Here is a 23725-nt window from a genome sequence, read left to right as displayed (position 1 = left end):
GGCACTTCCGACTGCTATAGACGACGCCCCACATGCTCAAAGGATTGATCCGCGCCCTTGGCGCCGTGCTGATTGCCATCGCACTTTACAGCGTGCTTGGCTTCCTGATCTTGCCGGGCATTGGCCTGCGCATCATCAACCAGCAACTGGCCAACTACGCCACGGTGCCCGCCAGGCTCGACCGGCTGGAGTTCAACCCCTTCAGCCTTGAGCTGACGCTGTGGGGCTTGCGGATCGGTGAGCCGGGCAAGGAGCAGGTCGGCTTCGAGCGGCTTTACACCAATCTGCAAGCCGACAGCCTGTGGACAAAAGCCCTGCACCTGGCCGCCGTAGAGCTGGACAAGCCCAAGACCGAGCTGCTGTTCAACAAGGACGGTACCCTCAACCTGACCCAGCTGTTCAAACTGCCTGCCAGCGAGCCGACCCCGGCCGACCCGGACAGCAAACCGTTCCCGATGCGCATTGACAACATCAAGCTGGCAGGCGGCTATCTGCACTTCACCGATATGCGCCCAAGCGAACCCATCGAGTTTTTGTATGACTCGATGGACCTGGAGCTGAAAAACCTTAGCACTCTGCCCGATGACAACGCCGACATGACCCTGGTGGCCGCAGGCCCCGCAGGCGGGCGTATTGACTGGACCGGCACGCTGAGCCTGGTGCCCATTACCTCGACCGGCAAACTGAAGGTCACCGATGGCAAGATGAAGGTCTGGTGGCCCTATGTACGCGATGCGTTGCCGCTGGCGCTTGAAGACGGCGTGTTGAATTTCAGCACCGACTACACCCTTAACCTGTCAAAAGAAACCGAGATGGTGCTGAGCAACGCCACGGCCAGCATCGCGCCGCTCAAGATCAATGCGCCAGATGGCCGCCCCCTGGTTCGCCTGGAACGCCTGGAAGTCAGCGACACCCGTGTCGATCTGGCCAAACAGGAAGTGGTGGTCGGCAAGATCAACAGTCAGAACCTCGAAACCTGGGCCGCCCGGGAAAAAGACGGCCAGCTTGACTGGCAAAAACTGTTTGCCAGCCAGCCCGAAAAAGCGCCTGCCAAAAACGCCGAAGTGGTGACCGTCGAAGCACCGAAAGCAGCCCCCGTGGCGCCGAGCAAACCATGGGCCGTGCTGCTCAAGGATGTCGACTTGCGCGACTATCGCGTCCACCTCGCCGACAATGAGCCGAAAACCCCTGTGGCGCTGGATGTCGGCCCGCTCAACGTGAACCTGAAAAACTTCGACAGCCTCAACCGCTCGCCTTTTACCCTCAACCTCGACACCGGCGTGGGCAAGCAGGGCAAACTCACCGCCAGCGGCGACGTCAACCTGAGCCCGGTCAGCGCCCGGCTCAAAGTCACCACCAAAGATATCGACCTGCGTATCGCCCAGGCCTATATCGATCCCTTTATCCGCCTTGAACTGCGCAGCGGCATGCTCGGCAGCGACCTGGCGGTCAACCTCAAAAGTACCGAGCCGCTGGCCTTTACCGTAGAGGGGCGTGCCCAAGTCGAACAGTTGCACACCCTGGACACACTAAAAAACCGCGACTTCCTCAAGTGGCAAAAACTGGTGCTGGGTGATGTGAAGTATCAGCACGGCGATAGCTTGTCGATTGCCACAGTCAATTTCGAAAAACCCTATGTGCGCTTCATGATCAACGACGACCGCACCACCAACGTCGATGACCTGCTGATCCCGCAACCTGCAGGCAGTACCACTGCCAAAAACCCGGCCAGCAAAGACAAGCCGCTGGGCATTCATATCGGCGCGATTGCGATCAATGATGGTTCGGCCAACTTCGCCGACTTTAGCCTTACACCCAACTTTCAGACGGCCGTGCAACAGCTCAACGGGCAAATTGGCACCATCGATAGCCGTAACCCCAAACCTGCCCCGGTGAATATTGCGGGCAAGGTTGACCGTTATGCACCTGTGACCATCAAGGGTAGCGTCAACCCGTTCGACCCGATGGCCAGCCTGGATATCGCCACCAGCTTCAAGCGTGTAGAACTGACCACCTTGACCCCCTACTCCGGCAAGTTCGCCGGCTACCGCATCCGCAAGGGCCGGCTGAATCTTGACCTGCATTACCTGATCACCAATGGCCAGCTCAAAGCTGAAAACAAACTGGTGGTCGAGCAATTGCAACTTGGGGAAAAGGTCGACAGCCCGGATGCGGTGGACCTGCCGATCAAGCTGGCAATTGCCTTGCTCAAGGACACCGACGGCAAGATCTCCATCGAGCTGCCGATCAGCGGCGACCTCAACAACCCGCAATTCAGCGTGATGCCGATTATCTGGCAGACCGTGCGCAACCTGGTGTTGCGTGCAGCTCAGGCGCCCTTCAAGTTCATTGGCGGGCTGATCAATGGCGGTGGTGCCGAAGACCTGGGTACGGTGTCATTCGCGCCAGGATCAAGCGAGCTGAGTCCGCAGGCACAGAAAGCCCTGAACACCCTGGCCCAGGCGCTGAAAGAGCGCCCGGCCCTGCGCCTCGAGATCGAAGGTACGGCCGCACAGAGCAGCGATGGCCCACTTATTGCCAAAGAACGTCTTGAACGCGAGTTTCAGTACAACTACTACAAGATCCTTCAACGTCGTGGTGACAAAGTCCCGGCCAAAGCGGGTTTGCTCACCGTGCCGGATGATGAGAAAGGCCCGTTACTTGAAGGTATCTACCGCACCCGTCTCAAACAGCAACCGCCCGCAGAATGGAAAGACCTGAGCCGTGATGAACGCGCTGCCAAGATGACTGCGGCACTGATCGACTTCTGGAGCAAAAGCGAAGTGCTGTTGCGTCAGCTGGGTCAGGACCGGGCCAGCAGCATCAAGGACTACCTAGTGGACAAGGGCGGGTTGGCGGACGATCGTGTGTACTTTATCGACGCCACCCTGGGTGAAGCTGAAAGTGATGGCCGGGTGATCTCGCCGTTGCATCTGGATAGCGAATAAGCGTGCCGGCAAAACCTGTAGTCGCTGACGAGGCACGAGGCTGCGATTAATGGCACCACAACAAGGGCGGGGCTGCTACGCACCCCATCGCAGCCTCGTACCTCGTCAGCGACTACATATACAGCCCAAATAGAACAGCCCCCGGCGCAGAACGCCGGGGGCTGTAATGGCCACATCCGTATGGCCGTCGCATGAACCTTTTCAACAATGTCTGCAGGCGTACTGCTTGAATCACCTGCTGATCCTTGTTCCCCCGGTTCTACGAGAAAGGGTGGTTTATTCGGCTTTCAGGCCATCAGCCGATACAGCTTTAACGCCTTTGATTTTCTTGGCGATGGACACTGCGATGTCTTTTTGAGCTGAAGTCACCGGCACCATGGAGGACAGGGAAACAACACCCTTGTTGGTTTCTACCTTGATATCGGTACCCGGAATGCCTTTTTCGGTAACCAGGTCAGCTTTGACCTTGGTGGTGATCCAGGTATCAGAAGTAGCTTCCTTGGCTTTGGTTACTTCCCCAGCAGCCACGACCATCGGGGCCTGGGTAGTCGCTTGGGCAGCAAATGCAGCGTTGGCCATGGTCAGGGTCAGAGCGGTAGCAGTTGCGGCAGCGATAGCGAACTTCTTCATACGAGTAACTCCTGTCTTCTTTAGAATCTGCGCTGTCTTGCAGCAGCAGGGTTATCAGTACTATTGCAGGGCACGTGCCAACTTTTTAAAACAAATAAACCTATATAAATCAACAACTTACAAATATTGAGTTTTATGGCATTCGTGCAAAATGCATGGCTTGAGGTAAATCTGCATGCAAGTTGCGGCTTTGCGCTCATGGCATATGGCCCTTGGCGCTGACTTTACTCTAGCCATAAAAAAAGGATCCCGAAGGATCCTTTTTTCAATGCGGGTATCGGGGGGCTATTAAGCTTCCGATGCCTTGGCAGCAGCTACGTCCTTGATGGACAGCTTGATACGGCCGCGGTTGTCCACGTCCAGTACCAGCACTTCCACTTCCTGACCTTCTTTCAGAATGTCAGTCACTTTCTCAACGCGAGCGTCGCTCAGCATGGATATGTGAACCAGGCCGTCTTTGCCCGGCAGGATGTTTACGAATGCGCCGAAGTCGACGATACGCTCAACCTTGCCCACGTAGATCTTGCCGATCTCGGCTTCCGCGGTGATGCCCAGAACGCGCTGACGCGCCGCTTCTGCTGCTTCTTTGGATTCGCCGAAGATCTTGATCGAGCCGTCGTCTTCGATGTCGATCGAAGCCTTGGTTTCTTCACAGATTGCACGGATGGTCGCGCCGCCTTTACCGATAACATCACGGATTTTGTCGGTGTCGATCTTCATTGCGATCATGGTCGGAGCGTTGGCCGACAGCTCATTGCGCGAAACGGCAATGATCTGGTTCATCTGACCCAAGATGTTCAGGCGAGCGTCCAGGGCCTGGCCCAGTGCGATCTCCATGATTTCTTCGGTGATGCCCTTGATCTTGATGTCCATCTGCAGCGCGGTAACACCTTTGGCGGTACCCGCTACTTTGAAGTCCATGTCGCCCAAGTGGTCTTCGTCACCCAGGATGTCAGTCAGAACTGCGAATTTCTCGCCTTCCTTAACCAGACCCATGGCGATACCGGCAACCGGTGCCTTCATCGGAACACCAGCGTCCATCAGTGCCAGGGAAGCACCGCAAACCGATGCCATCGAGCTGGAACCGTTGGATTCAGTGATTTCCGATACAACACGGATGGTGTACGGGAACACGTCAGCAGCAGGCAGCATGGCCTGAACCGAACGGCGGGCCAGACGGCCGTGACCGATTTCGCGACGACCAGCGCCACCCATACGACCACACTCACCTACCGAGAACGGAGGGAAGTTGTAGTGCAGCATGAACGGGTCTTTTTTCTCGCCTTCCAGGGTGTCCAGCAGTTGTGCGTCACGGGCAGTACCCAGAGTAGCCACAACCAGAGCCTGAGTTTCACCACGGGTGAACAGAGCAGAACCGTGGGTCTTTGGCAGAACGCCGACTTCGATGTTCAGAGGGCGAACAGTCTTGGTGTCACGGCCATCGATACGCGGCTTGCCGTTAACGATGTTTTCGCGAACGGTGCGGTATTCGATTTCGCCGAAAGCAGCTTTGACTTCGCTGGCAGAAGGCTGGCCTTCTTCACCGGACAGCTTGGCAACAACCTGATCCTTCAACTCGCCCAGACGCGCGTAACGGTCTGCCTTGACGGTGATGGTGTAAGCCTGGGAGATCGCTTCGCCGAACTCGGCACGGATCGCGCCCAGCAGTGCGGTTGCTTCCGGGGCAGCAGCCCAGTCCCAAGTCGGTTTGGCAGCTTCGGCAGCCAGCTCTTTGACAGCCTGGATAACCACCTGGAATTCGTCGTGGGCAAACAGTACGGCGCCCAGCATCTGGTCTTCGGTCAGCTCTTTGGCTTCCGATTCAACCATCAATACAGCTTCCGAGGTACCGGCAACGACCATGTCCAGGCTGGAGGCAGCCAGTTGCTCGTAAGTCGGGTTCAGCAGGTAGCCGGTGCTTTCGTGGTAAGCAACGCGGGCAGCACCGATCGGGCCATCGAAAGGAATGCCGGAGATAGCCAGGGCAGCCGAAGTACCGATCATCGCAGCGACGTCCGGATCGGTTTTCTTGCTGGTGGACAGAACGGTGCAGACAACCTGCACTTCGTTCATGAAACCTTCTGGGAACAGCGGACGGATCGGACGGTCGATCAGACGCGACGTCAGGGTTTCTTTCTCGGAAGGGCGACCTTCACGCTTGAAGAAACCGCCTGGGATTTTACCCGCGGCGTAGGTTTTTTCCTGGTAGTGAACCGACAGAGGGAAGAAACCCTTGCCTGGATCAGCTTGCTTGGAGCCGACAACAGTCACCAACACGCTGACGTCGTCGTCAACGGTGACCAATACTGCGCCGGAAGCTTGACGGGCGATACGGCCAGTCTCGAGAGTAACGGTCGACTGACCGAACTGAAATTTTTTGATAACCGGGTTCACGGTGTCCTACCTTCTTTGTGGCTCTTGGGGAACGGGTTTCTTGCGAAAGTCATGTGCAACATCGGGTACTAACCCGAGTCAAGATGCTTACGAAAACAGCCTGCGGGGCAAGTTTTCGTAAGAATCCGGAGGGTCCAGATAAAACTTGAGGCTGGAAGCCTGCCCCACGCCTGCGGGAAACCCGCAAACGTGCGACAGACAACCAGCCTCTAGCAACATCGCTATTAGCGACGCAGACCCAGGCGAGCGATCAGCGCTTTGTAACGCTCAACGTTCTTGCCTTTGAGGTAGTCCAGCAGCTTGCGACGCTGGTTTACCATGCGGATCAGACCACGACGGGAGTGGTGATCTTTGCTGTTAGCTTTGAAGTGACCTTGCAGCGTGTTGATGTTAAAGGTCAGCAGTGCAACCTGCACTTCTGGAGAACCAGTATCACCTTCAGCTTGCTGGTAGTCTTTTACGATTTCTGCTTTGTGTTCAACTGTAAGTGCCATTTGGCTTTCCTTTCAATTAGGGCCTGCTTGCGAACAAGACAGATCCAATGGGCCGAGGACAAACCCTCGTATTTAAATGTGAGATGTGACCGTGCCCAATAACAGCCACCCTCGTTCCAGTCTGCGCCGGAAATATTACACCCCGATGCAGCCTGGTTTCGGTCATTCCGACCGAATCAGTCGACGCGGCGCGATGCGCCCGTCTTCGCTCACTTCACCGATACCGATAAAGCGACCGTTGTGATCTTGTACTCGCACCATACCGAACTTCGGAGCATCCGGAGCACGTACCGGTTGGCCGTTGAGCCAATAGAACGAGCTGGCTTCCGAGAAGTGCAGCAGGGGCCAGTCCAGCAGGCCGCTATCCGATGGCATCAGGAAGCGGTCAACCGCTTCATTGCCGCCTTCGGCATGTACCGCTTCCAGCTCTTCCAGTGTGACCGTCTGGGCCAGGCTGAAAGGTCCGGCGTGTGTACGACGCAGCTCTGCAACGTATGCACCGCACCCCAATTGCTCACCAATATCTTCCACAAGGGTACGGATATAGGTGCCTTTGGTGCAGTCGACGGCCAAGCGCGCAGTGTCGCCTTCGCTGGCCAGTAATTCGAGGCGGGTAATAGTAACAGAACGTGGTTCACGCTCCACCACTTCGCCTGCACGAGCCAGCTTGTAAAGCGGCTGTCCGTCTCGCTTGAGCGCAGAGTACATCGGCGGTATCTGGCTGATTTGCCCACGAAAATTGGGTAAAACAGCTTCAATATCGGCGCGACCAACGGTCACCGGGCGAGTCTGCAAAACCTCACCTTCAGCGTCTGCCGTGGTCGTGGTCTTGCCCAATTGCATCAGGGTTTCATAACCCTTGTCGGAATCGAGCAGGTATTGCGAAAACTTGGTGGCTTCGCCAAAGCACAGCGGCAATACACCGCTGGCCAATGGATCGAGGCTACCGGTGTGCCCTGCCTTCTCGGCATTGAGCAGCCAGCGAACTTTCTGCAGGGCCGCATTGGAGGTGAACCCAAGTGGCTTGTCCAGCAGGATGATGCCGCTGACGTTACGACGGATACGCTTGACCTGAGCCACCGGTTACTCCTTGGTGTCTTCGGGAGCAGTGGTTTCAGGGTGCTGATTGTCTTCAGCCACTGCACGCTCGATCAAGGCGGACAGATGAGCACCACGCACGACGCTTTCATCGTAGTGGAAGTGCAACTGCGGAACGCTGCGCAGCTTCATTTCACGCGCCAGTTGCATGCGCAGGAAACCCGCTGCCGAGTTCAGCACCTTGATGCTCTGGGCAATATCTTCAGCGCTGTCCTGACCCATCACGGTGATGAAGATCTTGGCGTGACCGACGTCACGGCTGACTTCAACAGCAGTAATGGTGACCAGGCCCACGCGCGGGTCTTTGACTTCACGACGGATCAGCTGTGCCAGCTCGCGCTGCATCTGATCGCCAATACGTTGGGTACGGCTATATTCTTTTGCCATGTCTTGTTACCTGTTACTCACCCATGGGAAACCCATGCGGTCTGAAAGCGGCAAACGCCCGGCACGACAGAAGCCGGACCGGGCGTTGCGTTTAGAGTCCAGGCCGAGCGCTGCGCATTTGCATGCGCGGGCTCGTCCTCGCTCTTGAGGCTCGCGAGTTAGAGGCTGCGAGCAACCTGGACCTTCTCGAACACTTCGATCTTGTCACCGACTTTAACGTCGTTGTAGCTCTTGACGCCGATACCGCATTCCATGCCGGCACGCACTTCGGACATGTCATCTTTGAAGCGACGCAGGGATTCCAGCTCGCCTTCGTAGATAACGATGTCTTCACGCAGTACGCGGATTGGACGGTTACGGTGAACAACACCTTCAAGCACCATGCAACCTGCAACCGCGCCAAACTTAGGCGAGCGGAACACGTCGCGGACTTCAGCGATACCCAGGATGTTCTCCCGAACGTCGCTGCCAAGCATGCCGGTAAGGGCTTTCTTGACGTCTTCGATGATGTCGTAGATGACGTTGTAGTAACGCATGTCCAGACCTTCCTGCTCGACAATCTTGCGAGCGCCGGCATCGGCACGCACGTTGAAGCCAAACAGTACAGCGTTGGAGGCCAGTGCCAGGTTAGCGTCGCTCTCGGTGATACCACCGACACCGCCACCAACTACGCGCACTTGCACTTCGTCGTTACCCAGGCCGCTCAGAGCGCCCTGCAGAGCTTCCAACGAACCACGGACGTCAGATTTGAGGACGATGTTAAGCGTCTTCTTCTCTTCCTGGCCCATGTTCTCGAAGATGTTTTCCAGCTTGCCTGCGTGAGCACGCGCCAGTTTCACTTCGCGGAACTTGCCTTGACGGAACAGGGCAACTTCACGCGCCTTCTTCTCGTCGGTCATTACGCTCATCTCGTCGCCAGCATCTGGCGTACCGTCCAGGCCGAGGATCTCGACAGGGATGGATGGACCGGCTTCCTTGATAGGCTTGCCGTTCTCGTCGAGCATGGCGCGGATGCGGCCGTAGTTGGAACCGACCAGAACCATGTCGCCTTGGCGCAGGGTACCGTCTTGAACCAGAACAGTTGCAACCGGACCACGGCCTTTGTCCAGACGGGACTCAACCACTACGCCACGGCCTGGAGCCGATGGAGTTGCCTTGAGTTCCAGAACTTCGGCTTGCAGCAATACGGCTTCGAGCAGTTCGTCAACGCCAGTACCCATTTTCGCCGAGACCGAAACAAACGGAGTGTCACCACCCCACTCTTCCGACGTCACGCCGTGAACGGACAGTTCGCTGCGAATGCGATCGAGGTCAGCACCTGGCTTGTCGATCTTGTTCACTGCAACAACCAGCGGCACGCCAGCGGCTTTCGCATGCTGAACAGCTTCGATGGTCTGCGGCATTACGCCGTCGTCTGCAGCTACAACCAGAATCACGATGTCAGTCGCCTTGGCACCACGAGCACGCATTGCGGTAAACGCAGCGTGACCCGGGGTGTCGAGGAACGTGACCATGCCGCGTTCGGTTTCAACGTGGTACGCACCGATGTGCTGAGTAATACCACCGGCTTCGCCAGCAGCTACCTTGGCACGACGGATGTAGTCGAGCAGGGACGTTTTACCGTGGTCAACGTGGCCCATTACGGTCACAACCGGAGCACGGGAGAACGACTCGCCTTCGAACTTCAGGGACTCGGCCAGGGAATCTTCCAGGGCGTTGTCGCTGACCAGAGTCACTTTGTGGCCCAGTTCTTCAGCAACCAGTTGGGCAGTTTCCTGATCCAGTACCTGGTTGATGGTCGCCGGAGTACCCAGCTTGAACATGAACTTGATGACTTCGGCAGCCTTGACCGACATCTGTGCAGCCAAATCGCCGACAGTGATGGTCTCGCCAATCTGTACGTCACGAACTACAGGGCCGGTTGGGCTCTGGAAACCGTGAGCGTTGCGCTTCTTCAGCTTGCCCTTGCCACGACCACCGCGACGGAAGCTGTCGCTTTCTTCGTCGGAAGTGCGCGGAGCAACACGTGGAGTCGGTGCTTTTTCTTTAACCGAGGCACGATGCGGAGCGTTTTTGCGATCGCCGTCACCACTGCCGCGACGATTGTTATCGTCTGCGCGTGGTTTGTCCGGGCGACGCTGTTCGTCACGCTTGCGTGCATCAGCGGCTGGAGCCGGTGCTGGCGCTGCGGCTTGCACAGGTGCAGGCGCTGCAGCGGCCGGAGCCGGTGCTGCAACAGGAGCAGATGCAGGCTGGCGGCGCGCTTCTTCTTCGGCGCGACGCTTGGACTCTTCTTCAGCCTTTTGACGTGCGGCATTTTCTACTGCACGACGTTCATCCATCTCACGTTTGCGCTCGGCTTCGATTTCTTCCGGGCTTTGCTGTACGAAGACTTTCTTCTTGCGTACTTCAACGCTAATGCTTTTGCTGCCAGCTACACGCAGGGTACTGGTGGTTTTACGCTGCAAAGTGATCTTGCGCGGTTCTTCCACTTTTGCCTTGTGGCTGCTTTTCAGGTGAGTCAGCAGAGCCTGCTTCTCACTATCGGTTACATTCTGCTCGGCGGCGTTGTGCGGCAGACCTGCCTCACGCATCTGCTGCAACAGGCGCTCAACCGGTGTTTTGACCTCATCGGCCAGTTGTTTCACCGTGACTTGCGTCATGCATTTCTCTCCTCAGGCCGCGCCTAATTACTCGAACCAATGGGCTCGGGCGGCCATGATCAACTTGCCGGCACGATCATCGTCAATGCCGTCGATGTCGAGCAGGTCGTCAATAGACTGCTCGGCCAGGTCTTCGCGGGTAATTACGCCGCGCACCGCCAGTTCCATCGCCAAATCCTTGTCCATACCCTCAAGCGAGAGCAGGTCTTCGGCCGGATGGGCGTCTGCCAGCTTTTCCTCAGTAGCGATGGCTTTAGTCAACAGTCGATCCTTGGCGCGAGCGCGAAGCTCGTTGACGGTATCTTCGTCAAAGCCATCGATGTTGAGCATTTCCTCCACCGGTACGTAGGCAATCTCTTCCAGGCTAGTAAAGCCTTCATCAACCAGTACCTGCGCCAGGTCTTCATCAACTTCCAGCTCTTCGATGAAGTTGCGCAGGATATCGCCGGTTTCTGCTTGCTGCTTGGCCTGGATGTCCGATTCGGTCATCACGTTCAGGGTCCAGCCGGTCAACTGGCTGGCCAGACGTACGTTCTGACCGCCGCGACCAATCGCCTGGGCCAGATTGTCTGCGCCAACGGCGATGTCCATTGCATGGGCATCTTCGTCGACGATAATAGCCGCCACTTCTGCTGGCGACATTGCGTTGATCACGAACTGCGCCGGGTTGTCATCCCAAAGGACGATATCCACTCGCTCTCCGCCCAATTCGCCGGACACTGCCTGGACGCGCGAACCGCGCATACCGATGCAGGCACCTTGCGGATCAATGCGTTTGTCTTTCGAGCGAACGGCTATTTTAGCGCGTGATCCAGGATCGCGGGAGGCCGCCATCACTTCGATCAGGCCTTCGGAGATTTCTGGCACTTCAATGCGGAACAGTTCGATCAGCATCTCTGGCGCAGTACGCGACAGGATCAGCTGTGGACCGCGGTTTTCAGTGCGGATTTCCTTGAGCAATGCGCGAAGGCGTACGCCAACACGGAAAGTCTCACGCGAAATGATGTCTTCACGGGCCAGCAACGCTTCAGCGTTGTTACCCAGGTCAACGATCACATTGTCGCGGGTCACCTTTTTAACGGTGCCGGAAATGATTTCGCCCAGACGCTCACGATAGGCATCGACTACTTGAGCACGCTCGGCTTCGCGAACTTTTTGCACGATGACCTGTTTGGCCGTCTGTGCAGCAATCCGACCGAATTCGATAGAATCGATTTTCTCTTCGATAATATCGCCGGCTTTCGCGCCTGGCTGTTTCGCCTGGGCCTGGTCTACAGCCAACTCGTATGCTGGATCATCCAGATCTTCGTCTTCGACCACAGTCCAGCGACGGAAAGTCTCATAGTTACCGGTGTGGCGATTGATTTCCACACGCAGTTCGACTTCGTCTTCAAAACGCTTTTTAGTAGCGGTGGCCAGAGCCAGCTCCAGCGCTTCAAAAATAACGTTTGCCGGTACGCCCTTTTCATTGGACACCGACTCAACAACCAGCAGTACTTCTTTGCTCATCGTACGCCTCGCCTTTCGCAAGCCATTGGATCCGCGGGATCCGCGTCTCAGTCAAAACTGGGAATAATGTTGGCCTTGTCGATCATATCGATCGGCAACAGGAACTCATGGTCTTCAACCTGCACCACGATGTCCTGCTCTTCTACGCCGCGCAGAAGGCCCTGAAAGTTACGTCGCCCTTCAAAAGGCGAGCGCAGCTTGATCTTCACTTGCTCACCGACAAATTGGGCAAACTGTTCAAGAGTGAACAGCGGGCGTTCCATGCCAGGAGAAGAAACTTCAAGGGTGTATTCAACAGCGATAGGATCTTCGACATCCAGAACGCCGCTGATCTGACGACTCACGATTGCGCAGTCATCCACCAGTACGCCGCCTTCCTTGTCGATATACACACGCAACATTGAATGGCGGCCTTGAGCCGAAAATTCAATACCCCAGCATTCATAGCCAAGGGCCACGACCACCGGGGCCAACAAGTCCTGCAACTGTTCTAGCTTGCTCGACACCTGAACCCCCTAGTGCATGTTTGTGCATGCTGTGCAAAATGAAAAAATGGGCGAAGCGCCCATCTCTGAAACGTCGTTGAATACCGACGCTATAAAGTGTCCAGCTAACAAAAAGCCCCTGAAAAGGGGCTCCGCTGAAACTGGTTGCGGGAGCCGGATTTGAACCGACGACCTTCGGGTTATGAGCCCGACGAGCTACCAGACTGCTCCATCCCGCGACAAAGCTGGAGCGGAAGTATACGGTTGATCCCTTGACGGGTCAATCTAACCTTCCACATACAAGAAAGCCCGCTACTGCGGGCATTCTTGATAATTGGTACCGAGAAGGGGACTCGAACCCCTACACCCTATGGGCACAACCACCTCAAGGTTGCGTGTCTACCAATTCCACCACCTCGGCAATACAACGTTTACATCATGAAACCCGTTTTACTTTTGCTCTTGAGCTGGAGGTACGTCAGTCGCAGGAGTTGCCGACTTTTGCTCTTGAAGCACCGGAACATCATCTGAAGCCGGCTTTTGCACTGGAACTTCCAACACCGCTGGATTTGGCAAACCTACTTGAGTCAGCTGTTCAGCTTTCTCTTTAGCAAAGTAACCTAACCCTAAGCTGGTTATGAAAAAACCTGCGGCAAGTATAGCAGTAAACTTACTAAGAAAGGTAGAGGAACCTTGGCTTCCGAACACAGTATTTGATGCACCTGCGCCGAAAGATGCTCCAGCATCCGCTCCCTTGCCCTGTTGCAGCAAAACCAGGGCAATTACACCCAATGCTGTCAACAGATGAAACACAGTTACGACGTTATCCAGCATTTTCAGTTTCCTGCGGCACGAATGATCGCACCGAACTCATCTGCATTCAGGGAAGCCCCGCCAATGAGTCCCCCATCGATATCCGGCATGCTGAACAGTTCGACCGCATTGGCCGCCTTCACGCTGCCGCCGTATAGAAGCCGCACACCTTGTGCCACTTCAGAATTCTTTTGCGCCAGTTGTGCGCGAATGGCCGCATGCACATCTTGCGCCTGCTGTGGTGATGCGGTCAGTCCGGTGCCTATGGCCCAGACCGGCTCGTATGCAATCACGGCATTTACAAAAGCATCAATGCCAAACTCGTCAATCACGGCATTCAGCTGACGCTCTACCACTTCAAGCGTTTGTCCCGCTTCGCGCTGCTCCAGGGTCTCCCCTATGCACAGCACTGGCGTCAAGCCAGAGGCTTGGGCCGCTGCAAACTTGCGATTGAGTGTCTCATCCTGCTCACCCAGTATCTGGCGGCGCTCGGAGTGACCTACAAGTACAAGCTTGCAACCTGCATCTGCCAACTGGCTCGATGAAATCTCGCCAGTCAGAGCGCCCTGCCCCGACTCCACTGCAGCATCCTGAGCACCGACCGAAATCGCTGCGCCTTGCAAGCCATTGATCACACGATCAATAAACAGCTGAGGCGGAAATACTGCAACATCAACATCGTTTGGCAAGACCAGACCACGCAGACCGTCGATCAGCTCAGCGACGCTGGCGCGGGTACCGTGCATCTTCCAGTTACCAGCTACCATAGTGCGACGCATGCTTTACCTCGTCGGTCAAAGTGGGCGCAGATGTTACCCAACCAAATCAAAGCTGGCAAGCCGAATTCAGGCACAAACTTCACTTACCAGTTTTGCCAGCTCTTCGGCATAGTCGCGAACCATGTTTTCGTCATCGCCTTCGACCATTACACGCACCAAAGGCTCTGTTCCAGACTTGCGCAACAACACGCGACCACGACCGTTCATGGCCGCCGTCACTCGCGCGCACGCCTCTTTGACCGCCGGATGCTCGACAGGGTCAACGCCACCCGCGAAACGTACGTTCAACAGTACTTGCGGGCACTTGCGCAGCGCCTGACGCGACTGGGCCAGGCTTTCGTCGCGACGACGCAACGACAGCAACACCTGAAGCGCCGCGATGATCGCATCGCCAGTCGTGGTGTGCTGGAAGCAAACGATATGCCCGGAGTTTTCACCACCCACCAGCCAGTTACGCTCTTGCAGGGCTGCGATCACATAACGGTCGCCGACATTGGCGCGCACGAACTCAATACCCAGGTCAGCCAATGCCAGCTCCAGGCCAAGGTTGCTCATCAGCGTACCGACAACGCCACCCTGCAATTTGCCACGCTCGTGCAAGTCACGGGCAATGATAAACAACAGCTCATCGCCATCTACCACGGCACCGGTGTGGTCAACCATCAGCACGCGGTCACCGTCGCCATCAAAGGCAATACCCAGGTCCGCACCTTCAGCCACCACGGCAGCCTGCAACTGACCCATATGAGTCGAACCGCAGTTTTCGTTGATATTCAGGCCATCAGGCTGAGCCGACAGCACAACGACTTGAGCACCCAGCTCTTTGAAAACACTTGGCGCAACCTTGTAGGTCGCACCGTGGGCGCAGTCGAGAACAATCTTCATACCGCTGAATTTGGTACTGCTTGGTACGCTGCTTTTGCAGAATTCGATATAGCGGCCCGGTGCATCATTGATCCGCGAGACCTTGCCGAGCTTGTCGGAATCGACAACCGTCATCGGCGCATCCAGCAACTCTTCAATCATCAGTTCAACGTCATCAGGCAGCTTGGTGCCCTCGCCGGAAAAGAACTTGATGCCATTATCGTCATGGGGATTGTGCGAAGCGCTGATCACGATACCCGCTTCCGCATGGAAGGTACGTGTCAGGTAGGCAATGGCCGGCGTGGGCATAGGCCCCAGCAGCATCACATCAGCCCCGGCAGCCGACAAACCGGCCTCAAGGGCCGACTCAAACATGTAGCCCGAAATACGCGTGTCCTTGCCTACCAGAATGCGGCAAGCACCTTTGCTGCGAAACGCCATGCCCGCTGCCCAGCCCAACTTGAGCATAAAGTCAGGGGTAATCGGATAAACGCCGACCCGACCACGAATACCGTCGGTGCCAAAATACTTCTTTGTCATAAGTGCTCCATCATTCTTAGTCGGCGGCATCTACCGCTGCGATCATCCGTACCACATCAACTGTTTCGGCAACATCATGGACACGCAATATGCGCGCCCCCTTGGTCATCGCCAATGCCGCAAGAGCCAGACTGCCATAGAGCCGCTCTGCAACTGGCCGGTTCAGTGTCTGCCCGACCATGCTTTTACGTGACACGCCCACCAGCAAAGGCCGACCCAACGCATGCAGGGCTTCCATATGCTTGAACAGGCTCAAATTGTGTTGCAAGGTTTTGGCAAAACCAAAACCCGGGTCCAGCACGATGCGCTCAGGCCCGATGCCAGCCGCCGCACAACGCGCCATGCTGTCAGCCAGAAACCCCGACACCTCACCTACCAGATCTTCGTAATGCGGGTTGTCCTGCATATCGCCGGGCTCACCGAGCATATGCATCAGACACACCGGCAGGCCGGTGGCTGCAGCAGCCTGCAGGGCACCTTCACGGCGCAGCGAGCGCACATCATTGATCAAGCCCGCCCCAAGGCGCGCAACCTCGGTCATGACCATTGGCGCGGATGTATCGACCGAAATAATTACATCCAGTTCCCGGGCAATGCGCTCGACAACCGGCGCAACCCGGTCGAGCTCTGCCTGCGGGAAGACCACAGGCGCTCCGGGGCGCGTTGATTCGCCGCCAACATCAATCAGGGTCGCACCGGCCAAAACCATCGCCTCTGCATGGCGCAGAGCCGCATCCAGCGGTGCAAAGCGGCCGCCATCGGAGAAGGAGTCTGGGGTGACATTGAGGATGCCCATAACATGCGTATGGGCCAAATCAAGAACCCGGTTGCCGCAAGGCAACCGGGTTGAGGACTGAACAGAAGTCATTTCAAGCCTTATTGATCAGCAGCAGGGCCGCCGATAGGTGTTTCCGGGCGCTCGGTTTTATCCAGCGTAGGGGCAGTCGGGGTACCCGAGTTGCCATCTTCCCAGTCACGAGGCTCGCGTGGCGGACGACCCGCCATGATGTCGTCGATCTGATCGGCATCGATCGTTTCGTACTTCATCAACGCGTCTGCCATTGCATCCAGCTTGTCGCGGTTTTCTGTCAGGATCTGCTTGGCCGTGTTGTAGCACTGATCAATGATGCTGCGCACTTCGGAGTCGATCAGCTTGGCTGTCTCGCCCGATACGCTTGCAGACTGACCGCCACCACGACCCAGATAGGACTCTTCGTCCTCGGCATACATCAGCGGGCCGAGCTTCTCGGACAAGCCCCATTTGGTCACCATGTTGCGGGCAATCTGGCTGGCTCGCATGATGTCGTTGGAAGCGCCGGTGGTCACACCGTCGAAACCCAGGGTCATCTCTTCAGCGATACGGCCACCATAGAGCGAGCAGATCTGGCTGATCAGCGCACGCTTGGACAGGCTGTAGCGATCTTCTTCCGGCAGGAACATGGTCACGCCCAGGGCGCGGCCACGAGGAATGATCGACACCTTGTAAACCGGGTCATGCTCAGGCACTACGCGACCAACGATAGCGTGACCCGCTTCGTGATAGGCCGTGTTGCGCTTTTCTTTATCCGACATGACCATCGATTTGCGCTCGGCGCCCATCATGATCTTGTCTTTGGCCAGCTCGAACTCTTTCATTTCAACAACACGCTTGCCGGTACGCGCTGCGAACAGGGAAGCTTCGTTCACCAGGTTGGCCAGATCGGCACCCGAGAAGCCCGGCGTACCACGCGCAATAACAGCCGGCTGGACATCATCGCCCATTGGCACTTTACGCATGTGCACCTTGAGAATCTGCTCGCGACCACGAATGTCCGGCAAGCCCACCACGACCTGACGGTCAAAACGACCTGGACGCAACAGCGCAGGGTCAAGTACGTCAGGACGGTTAGTGGCGGCAATCACGATGATGCCGTCGTTCATCTCAAAGCCGTCCATCTCAACCAGCAACTGGTTAAGGGTCTGCTCACGCTCATCGTGACCACCACCCATACCGTTGCCACGGTGACGGCCGACAGCGTCGATTTCATCGATAAAGATGATGCAAGGTGCGTGTTTTTTCGCCTGCTCAAACATGTCACGAACACGGCTTGCGCCAACGCCCACGAACATTTCAACAAAGTCGGAACCGGAAATCGTGAAGAACGGTACCTTGGCCTCACCCGCAATCGCCTTGGCGATCAGGGTTTTACCGGTACCAGGCGGTCCCACCATCAGCACGCCGCGAGGAATGCGACCACCCAGGCGCTGGAACTTGCCCGGATCACGCAGGAACTCAACCAGCTCGCCCACTTCTTCCTTGGCTTCATCGCAACCTGCCACGTCAGCCAGAGTCGTCTTGACCTGGTCTTCCGACAGCAGCCGCGCCTTGCTCTTGCCAAAGCTCATCGGGCCGCCTTTACCGCCGGCACCGCCCTGCATCTGGCGCATCATGAACATGAAGACCGCAATAATCACCAGGATCGGGAAGCTCGCAACCAGCAACTGGGTCCAGATGCTTTGTTGCTCAGGCAGTTTGCCTTCAACGGTTACGTGGTTATCCACCAGGTCACCGATCAAACCGTTGTCCTGAATGGCCGGACGGATGGTTTTGAAGGTATCGCCATCGCTGCGTTTGCCGGTAATCACGTAGCCATCCACGGCAACGCGCTCGACCTTGCCATCCTTAACTTGCTGGATGAAGTCGGAATAGTTGAGGGTTTGTGGCTCGTTTGGACTGGAGAAGTTGTTCATCACTGTCACCAGGACAGCGGCGATGATCAACCACAGGATCAGATTCTTTGCCATATCGTTCAATTAGCTACCCTCTGAAGCACAAGCCCCGCTACTGAAGCGTGCTTCGCATGATATTCACCGGCATAACTTACTACATTGCCTACAACCCTTGCAGGCTCCGTCTGTAACCCTTTGTGAAACTTTGCCTACACAATATTCGTTATGCCAGATCTGTAAAGCGACTCAAAAAAATCTATCGCCCTTGTTACAGACGTTCATCACTGGCCGAACCTTCAACACCGCGGAAGCCGCGCCCCAGCAAATACTGCTCACGGGACCTGTCTCGCGACGAGGACGGCTTGCGCATCTGTACCTTGTCAAACAGCTTGCGAATGTCTTTGTGGTACTGATCGAAGCCTTCACCCTGGAAAACTTTAATCAGAAAATCACCGCCAGGACGTAGGACGCGACCAGCAAGGTCGAGTGCCAATTCGCAGAGGAACATTGCCCGAGGCATGTCCACAGCTGCCAATCCACTCATATTGGGGGCCATATCTGAAATCACAAGGTCTACTTGCGTATTTCCGACAGCCTCGAGGATCTGTGCAAGCACGGCGTCCTCGGTAAAGTCGCCCTTGATGAAGGTCACATCAGGGATGCTGTCCATATCCAGGATGTCGGAAGCAATCAAACGCCCCTGACCACCGATCAGACGACTGGTCACCTGCGACCAGCCACCCGGGGCAGCACCCAGGTCGATAACGGTCATGCCGGGACGAATCAGCTTGTCGCGCTCCTGGATCTCCAGCAATTTGTAGCTGGCACGGGAGCGATACCCGTCTTTTTGCGCCATTTTGACGTACGGGTCGTTGAAATGTTCTTTCAGCCAGTTAAGGCTAGTCTTGGAACGGGCCACGGGCCACCTCAAAAATTTTAAACGGGTCGTGATTAACTGGGCGGTCTGGGACTCGCTCGGGTAAACTGGCCGCCGCTTTTTACAAGATCAGACACAGGGGTCAGATTATGCCGCTCACTCAAGAGCAGAAGAAACAGTACAAATCCATTGGCCACCATCTGAAACCAGTTTTGACTGTGGCTGACAATGGTTTGACTGAAGGTGTTTTAGCCGAACTCGAACGCGCATTGGGCGATCACGAGCTGATTAAAATCAAAGTCAACATTCTGGATCGCGAATCCCGCCTGGAGGCCATTGCAGAACTGTGCAAGGTCGGCAAAGCGGAACTGGTACAGGTTATCGGCAAAATGGCGCTTCTGTACCGCAAGAACGTCAATGTAAACAAGCAACTGTCGAACATCCACCGTTTCAAGTGATGTAGACAAGGGTCAAGGGTGCGCCTGGCGCGCCCTGAAACTCTTCCAGGGCCAAAGCCCGAGAGTCATGCAAGAACTGCCCGCGCAACGCATCAGGCAGCCAGAGACGCCCAACGCACTACTTCCCGCCCCGCTACCTGCCACTTGAACCAGAAACCGCCGCCAGCCACATTGAGGCCAGCACCGGCAAACAATTCTGTGTGAAACAACCACAGGCCGCCAACCCGCAATACCCGGGCCGACCGCCAAAAAAGTGCGCCCGCACACGGCGGGCGCCCTCTTAGATGTGACTTACTTTGACAATTTCGTACTCAATGACGCCGCCCGGTGTTTTCACCGCCACCACATCACCCTCTTCCTTGGCAATCAAGGCACGGGCAAGTGGCGAACCCACGGAGATCTTTCCGAGCTTGAAGTCAGCCTCATCTTCACCAACGATCTGGTAGGTCACGCTTTCGTCAGTTTCAACGTTGGCGATCTCGACCGTGGTGCCGAAAATCACTTTGCCGGTGTGAGGAATCGTCGTTACATCGATGATCACCGCGTTCTGCATGCGGCCTTCGATGTCACGGATACGCGCCTCAACCATACCCTGCTGCTCACGGGCAGCATGGTATTCAGCGTTTTCTTTAAGGTCGCCCAGCTCACGCGCCGTACCGATATCCTGGCTCAGCTTGGGACGAACAACCTTGGTCAGATGTGCGTGCTCTTCTTCCAGGGCTTTGGCGCCCTGGACCGTCATTGGGTACTTGATCATGCCTTTAATCCTGCGTGTAGATCCTGCAAGCGACGTACGGTTTTTTCAGGACCGAACTTAAGCGCTTCACAGATCGCTTCGCCAGCAGCAATAGTCGTGGTGCAGTAGATCTTGTGCTGCAGCGCGTTGCGGCGAATGGAATAGGAGTCAGCAATCGACTGACGCCCTTCGGTGGTATTGATGATCAAGGTTACTTCGTCGTTCTTGATCATGTCGACAACGTGCGGACGACCTTCGGTCACCTTGTTCACACGGCGTACTTTCAAGCCTGCTGCTTCGATGAACTTGGCAGTGCCAACGGTCGAAACAATCTCAAAGCCCAGGTTGATCAGGTCACGGGCAACGCCGGCAACCAGCGGTTTGTCGTCGTCGCGCACGCTGATGAAAGCAGTACCGCCAGTCGGCAGCACTTCGCTTGCACCCATCTGGGCCTTGGCAAACGCTTCGCCGAAGGTATCGCCCACGCCCATCACTTCACCGGTCGACTTCATCTCAGGGCCGAGAATCGGGTCAACACCCGGGAATTTGGCGAACGGGAAGACCGCCTCTTTCACGCTGTAGAAGTTAGGAATGATTTCTTTGGTGAAACCGATTTCCTTCAGGGTTTTACCGGCCATCACGCGAGCTGCGATCATCGCCAGGGAAACACCGATGCACTTGGAGACAAAAGGAACGGTACGCGATGCACGCGGGTTCACTTCGATCACGTAGATATCTTCGCCCTGCAGAGCCAATTGCACGTTCATCAGGCCGACAACGCCCAACTCCAGAGCCATTTTCTTGACCTGCTCGCGCATCTCGTCCTGGATGTGCAGCGGCAGCGAGTACGGCGGCAGCGAGCAAGCGGAGTCACCGGAGTGAACGCCAGCCTGTTCGATGTGCTGCATGATTGCGCCGATCACTACATCAGTACCGTCGCAGACAGCATCCACGTCCATTTCGATGGCGCAGTTGAGGAAGTGGTCCAGCAGCACGGGGCTGTCGTTGGACACTTTCACGGCGTCACGCAGGTAGCGCTTGAGCTCGTCTTCTTCGTAAACGATTTCCATCGCACGGCCGCCCAACACGTAGGAAGGACGAACAACCAGCGGGTAACCGATCTTGCCAGCGGCACGAATGGCTTCGTCTTCGCTGCGCACAGTGGCGTTAGGCGGCTGACGCAGGTTCAGGCGCTCAACCATCTGCTGGAAGCGCTCACGGTCTTCGGCACGGTCGATGGCGTCAGGGCTGGTACCGATGATCGGCACGCCGGCTTCTTCCAGGGCACGGGCCAGTTTCAGCGGAGTCTGGCCGCCGTACTGGACGATCACGCCTTTTGGCTTCTCGACGCGGACGATTTCCAGCACGTCTTCCAGGGTTACGGATTCGAAGTACAGACGATCCGAGGTGTCGAAGTCGGTGGACACGGTTTCCGGGTTGCAGTTGACCATGATGGTCTCGTAACCGTCGGCACGCAGTGCCAGAGCGGCGTGAACGCAGCAGTAGTCGAACTCGATACCTTGGCCGATACGGTTCGGGCCGCCACCCAGGATGATGATCTTGTCACGATCCGAAGGGTTGGCTTCGCACTCTTCCTCATAGGTGGAGTACATGTAGGCGGTGTCGGTAGCGAACTCGGCGGCGCAGGTGTCAACGCGCTTGTAGACCGGGAACACTTCCAGCTTGTGACGGTGGCGACGCAGATTCTTCTCGGTCACACCCAGCAGAACGGCCAGACGCGCGTCGGAGAAGCCCTTGCGCTTGAAGCGGTACATGGCATCGCGATCGATCGATGTCAGCGCCATGGTCTTGATCTTTGCTTCGTCCTTGATCAGATCTTCGATCTGTACCAGGAACCAAGGGTCGATCATGTTCATGCCGAAGATATCTTCAACGGTCATGCCGGCGCGGAACGCGTCAGCCACGTACCAGATACGCTCGGCGCCCGGCACAGTCAGCTCGCGCTTGAGCACGGCCATGCTTTCCGGGTTGCTCAGGTCCAGCTTTGGATCAAGACCGCTTACACCCACTTCCAGACCGCGAAGGGCCTTTTGCAGGGATTCCTGGAAAGTCCGGCCGATAGCCATGACTTCACCCACAGATTTCATCTGCGTGGTCAAACGGGCGTCAGCCTTGGCGAATTTCTCGAAGGCGAAGCGCGGCAGCTTGGTCACAACGTAGTCGATGGACGGCTCGAAGGACGCAGGCGTCGCGCCGCCGGTGATTTCGTTTTGCAGCTCGTCCAGGGTGTAACCGATCGCCAACTTGGCAGCGATACGCGCAATCGGGAAGCCGGTAGCTTTCGATGCCAGCGCCGACGAACGCGATACACGCGGGTTCATCTCGATCACGACCATACGGCCAGTGTCCGGGCAGATACCGAACTGAACGTTGGAACCGCCCGTTTCAACGCCGATCTCACGCAGTACCGCCAACGAGGCGTTACGCATGATCTGGTATTCCTTGTCCGTCAGGGTCTGTGCCGGAGCAACGGTGATCGAGTCACCGGTGTGCACGCCCATCGGGTCGAAGTTTTCGATCGAGCAAACGATGATGCAGTTGTCTTTTTTGTCGCGAACAACCTCCATCTCGTACTCTTTCCAGCCGATCAGGGATTCGTCGATCAGCAGCTCTTTGGTTGGAGACAGGTCCAGACCACGCGTACAGATTTCTTCGAACTCTTCACGGTTGTAAGCAATACCGCCACCGGTGCCGCCCATAGTGAAGGACGGACGGATGATGCACGGGAAGCCCAGTTTTTCGAGAACCGCGTTGGCTTCTTCCATGGTATGGGCGATACCCGAACGCGGGCAGTCAAGGCCGATGGATTTCATCGCCTTGTCGAAACGCGAACGGTCTTCAGCCTTGTCGATGGTGTCAGCGTTGGCGCCGATCATCTCTACGCCAAACTTCTCCAGAACGCCTTCGCGCTCAAGATCCAGTGCGCAGTTCAGAGCAGTCTGGCCGCCCATGGTTGGCAGCAGTGCATCCGGACGCTCTTTTTCGATGATCTTGGCAACGGTCTGCCATTTGATCGGCTCGATGTAAGTGGCGTCGGCCATGTCCGGGTCGGTCATGATGGTGGCCGGATTGGAGTTCACCAGGATGACGCGGTAACCCTCTTCGCGCAGGGCTTTACAGGCCTGGGCGCCGGAGTAGTCGAATTCACACGCCTGGCCGATAACGATCGGGCCAGCGCCGAGAATCAGGATGCTTTTTATGTCTGTACGTTTTGGCATGGGTTTGTCACTCAAATCCGCAGGTCAGTCGGCAAGCTGTCAATCAGGTTTCTGAAGCCCCCGGGGGCCACCGAAATTCGGGGCCGCCACAGGGCGCCAGCA

The 23725-nt window shown here is 56.5% G+C and carries 18 protein-coding genes and 2 tRNA genes; 2 read left to right on the top strand and 18 right to left on the bottom strand.

Translation table 11 applies throughout. From position 1 onward, the window contains the following. The first annotated feature begins 32 nt into the window (after positions 1-32). Entirely contained in the window at positions 33-2948 is a 2916-nt protein-coding gene (locus CJU81_RS16945; RefSeq protein WP_095037553.1) for a DUF748 domain-containing protein, read from the top strand. A gap of 276 nt (positions 2949-3224) precedes the next feature. Here the strand turns inward: CJU81_RS16945 and CJU81_RS16940 are convergent, their stop codons facing one another. The 16 genes from CJU81_RS16940 to rlmE form a co-directional block, all read right to left on the bottom strand. After that, on the bottom strand, positions 3225-3578 hold the full coding sequence (locus CJU81_RS16940) for a BON domain-containing protein (RefSeq protein ID WP_016783431.1): 354 nt from the start codon (positions 3576-3578) through the stop codon (positions 3225-3227). 288 nt (positions 3579-3866) lie between these two features. Beyond that, positions 3867-5972, bottom strand: coding sequence for a polyribonucleotide nucleotidyltransferase (pnp, locus tag CJU81_RS16935; protein ID WP_095002556.1), 2106 nt, complete (start codon positions 5970-5972; stop codon positions 3867-3869). A 224-nt stretch (positions 5973-6196) separates the two neighbouring features. Further along, complete coding sequence (gene rpsO, locus CJU81_RS16930; protein WP_095037552.1) at positions 6197-6466, bottom strand: 30S ribosomal protein S15; 270 nt, start codon at positions 6464-6466, stop codon at positions 6197-6199. 162 nt (positions 6467-6628) lie between these two features. Further along, complete coding sequence (gene truB / locus CJU81_RS16925) at positions 6629-7546, bottom strand: tRNA pseudouridine(55) synthase TruB (RefSeq protein ID WP_095018769.1); 918 nt, start codon at positions 7544-7546, stop codon at positions 6629-6631. A 3-nt stretch (positions 7547-7549) separates the two neighbouring features. Then, positions 7550-7951: a 30S ribosome-binding factor RbfA gene (gene rbfA / locus CJU81_RS16920; protein ID WP_016783435.1), complete on the bottom strand. Its 402-nt coding sequence runs from the start codon at positions 7949-7951 to the stop codon at positions 7550-7552. Positions 7952-8109: 158 nt separating this feature from the next. Then, entirely contained in the window at positions 8110-10614 is a 2505-nt protein-coding gene (gene infB, locus CJU81_RS16915; protein ID WP_095002554.1) for a translation initiation factor IF-2, read from the bottom strand. A 27-nt stretch (positions 10615-10641) separates the two neighbouring features. After that, positions 10642-12123, bottom strand: coding sequence for a transcription termination factor NusA (gene nusA / locus CJU81_RS16910; protein WP_016783437.1), 1482 nt, complete (start codon positions 12121-12123; stop codon positions 10642-10644). A 47-nt stretch (positions 12124-12170) separates the two neighbouring features. After that, a complete protein-coding gene (rimP, locus tag CJU81_RS16905) occupies positions 12171-12629 on the bottom strand; it encodes a ribosome maturation factor RimP (RefSeq protein WP_016783438.1) in 459 nt (152 codons plus the stop codon). Positions 12630-12770: 141 nt separating this feature from the next. After that, positions 12771-12847, bottom strand: a tRNA-Met gene (locus CJU81_RS16900). 96 nt (positions 12848-12943) lie between these two features. Continuing rightward, positions 12944-13029: transfer RNA gene (locus tag CJU81_RS16895), tRNA-Leu, on the bottom strand. Between the two features lie 29 nt (positions 13030-13058). Then, positions 13059-13442, bottom strand: coding sequence for a preprotein translocase subunit SecG (gene secG / locus CJU81_RS16890; protein WP_003439612.1), 384 nt, complete (start codon positions 13440-13442; stop codon positions 13059-13061). A 2-nt stretch (positions 13443-13444) separates the two neighbouring features. Next, positions 13445-14200, bottom strand: coding sequence for a triose-phosphate isomerase (tpiA, locus tag CJU81_RS16885; protein WP_095037551.1), 756 nt, complete (start codon positions 14198-14200; stop codon positions 13445-13447). 66 nt (positions 14201-14266) lie between these two features. Continuing rightward, entirely contained in the window at positions 14267-15604 is a 1338-nt protein-coding gene (gene glmM / locus CJU81_RS16880) for a phosphoglucosamine mutase (RefSeq protein ID WP_095037550.1), read from the bottom strand. Between the two features lie 16 nt (positions 15605-15620). Next, positions 15621-16472, bottom strand: a complete 852-nt coding sequence (gene folP / locus CJU81_RS16875; protein WP_095037549.1) for a dihydropteroate synthase — start codon at positions 16470-16472, stop codon at positions 15621-15623. Between the two features lie 8 nt (positions 16473-16480). After that, positions 16481-18388, bottom strand: coding sequence for an ATP-dependent zinc metalloprotease FtsH (gene ftsH, locus CJU81_RS16870; protein WP_095037548.1), 1908 nt, complete (start codon positions 18386-18388; stop codon positions 16481-16483). 193 nt (positions 18389-18581) lie between these two features. Further along, positions 18582-19232, bottom strand: coding sequence for a 23S rRNA (uridine(2552)-2'-O)-methyltransferase RlmE (gene rlmE, locus CJU81_RS16865; RefSeq protein WP_016783443.1), 651 nt, complete (start codon positions 19230-19232; stop codon positions 18582-18584). Positions 19233-19339: 107 nt separating this feature from the next. On the opposite strand from rlmE, the gene yhbY reads away from it, so the two are divergent. Beyond that, on the top strand, positions 19340-19648 hold the full coding sequence (gene yhbY / locus CJU81_RS16860; protein WP_095037547.1) for a ribosome assembly RNA-binding protein YhbY: 309 nt from the start codon (positions 19340-19342) through the stop codon (positions 19646-19648). Positions 19649-19928: 280 nt separating this feature from the next. Here the strand turns inward: yhbY and greA are convergent, their stop codons facing one another. Together greA and carB are read right to left on the bottom strand one after the other, a co-directional pair. Next, positions 19929-20405, bottom strand: coding sequence for a transcription elongation factor GreA (gene greA / locus CJU81_RS16855; RefSeq protein ID WP_016783444.1), 477 nt, complete (start codon positions 20403-20405; stop codon positions 19929-19931). Next, the gene (carB, locus tag CJU81_RS16850) at positions 20402-23623 is read right to left on the bottom strand and encodes a carbamoyl-phosphate synthase large subunit (RefSeq protein ID WP_095037546.1); all 3222 of its coding nucleotides are present in this window, start codon (positions 23621-23623) and stop codon (positions 20402-20404) included. The genes greA and carB overlap by 4 nt, the downstream gene beginning before the upstream one ends. Positions 23624-23725 lie beyond the last annotated feature (102 nt).

Source organism: Pseudomonas fragi (assembly GCF_002269505.1).
GTDB lineage: Bacteria > Pseudomonadota > Gammaproteobacteria > Pseudomonadales > Pseudomonadaceae > Aquipseudomonas > Aquipseudomonas fragi_D.
This window is presented reverse-complemented; position numbering and strand designations above follow the sequence as displayed.

Coding starts and splice junctions, on each gene's coding strand:
- CJU81_RS16945 (WP_095037553.1), top strand. CDS start 33: ATGCTCAAAGGATTGATCCGCGCCCTTGGCGCCGTGCTGATTGCCATC.
- CJU81_RS16940 (WP_016783431.1), bottom strand. CDS start 3,578: ATGAAGAAGTTCGCTATCGCTGCCGCAACTGCTACCGCTCTGACCCTG.
- secG (WP_003439612.1), bottom strand. CDS start 13,442: ATGCTGGATAACGTCGTAACTGTGTTTCATCTGTTGACAGCATTGGGT.
- yhbY (WP_095037547.1), top strand. CDS start 19,340: ATGCCGCTCACTCAAGAGCAGAAGAAACAGTACAAATCCATTGGCCAC.
- tpiA (WP_095037551.1), bottom strand. CDS start 14,200: ATGCGTCGCACTATGGTAGCTGGTAACTGGAAGATGCACGGTACCCGC.
- nusA (WP_016783437.1), bottom strand. CDS start 12,123: ATGAGCAAAGAAGTACTGCTGGTTGTTGAGTCGGTGTCCAATGAAAAG.
- ftsH (WP_095037548.1), bottom strand. CDS start 18,388: ATGGCAAAGAATCTGATCCTGTGGTTGATCATCGCCGCTGTCCTGGTG.
- glmM (WP_095037550.1), bottom strand. CDS start 15,604: ATGACAAAGAAGTATTTTGGCACCGACGGTATTCGTGGTCGGGTCGGC.
- rpsO (WP_095037552.1), bottom strand. CDS start 6,466: ATGGCACTTACAGTTGAACACAAAGCAGAAATCGTAAAAGACTACCAG.
- carB (WP_095037546.1), bottom strand. CDS start 23,623: ATGCCAAAACGTACAGACATAAAAAGCATCCTGATTCTCGGCGCTGGC.
- greA (WP_016783444.1), bottom strand. CDS start 20,405: ATGATCAAGTACCCAATGACGGTCCAGGGCGCCAAAGCCCTGGAAGAA.
- rbfA (WP_016783435.1), bottom strand. CDS start 7,951: ATGGCAAAAGAATATAGCCGTACCCAACGTATTGGCGATCAGATGCAG.
- folP (WP_095037549.1), bottom strand. CDS start 16,472: ATGACTTCTGTTCAGTCCTCAACCCGGTTGCCTTGCGGCAACCGGGTT.
- infB (WP_095002554.1), bottom strand. CDS start 10,614: ATGACGCAAGTCACGGTGAAACAACTGGCCGATGAGGTCAAAACACCG.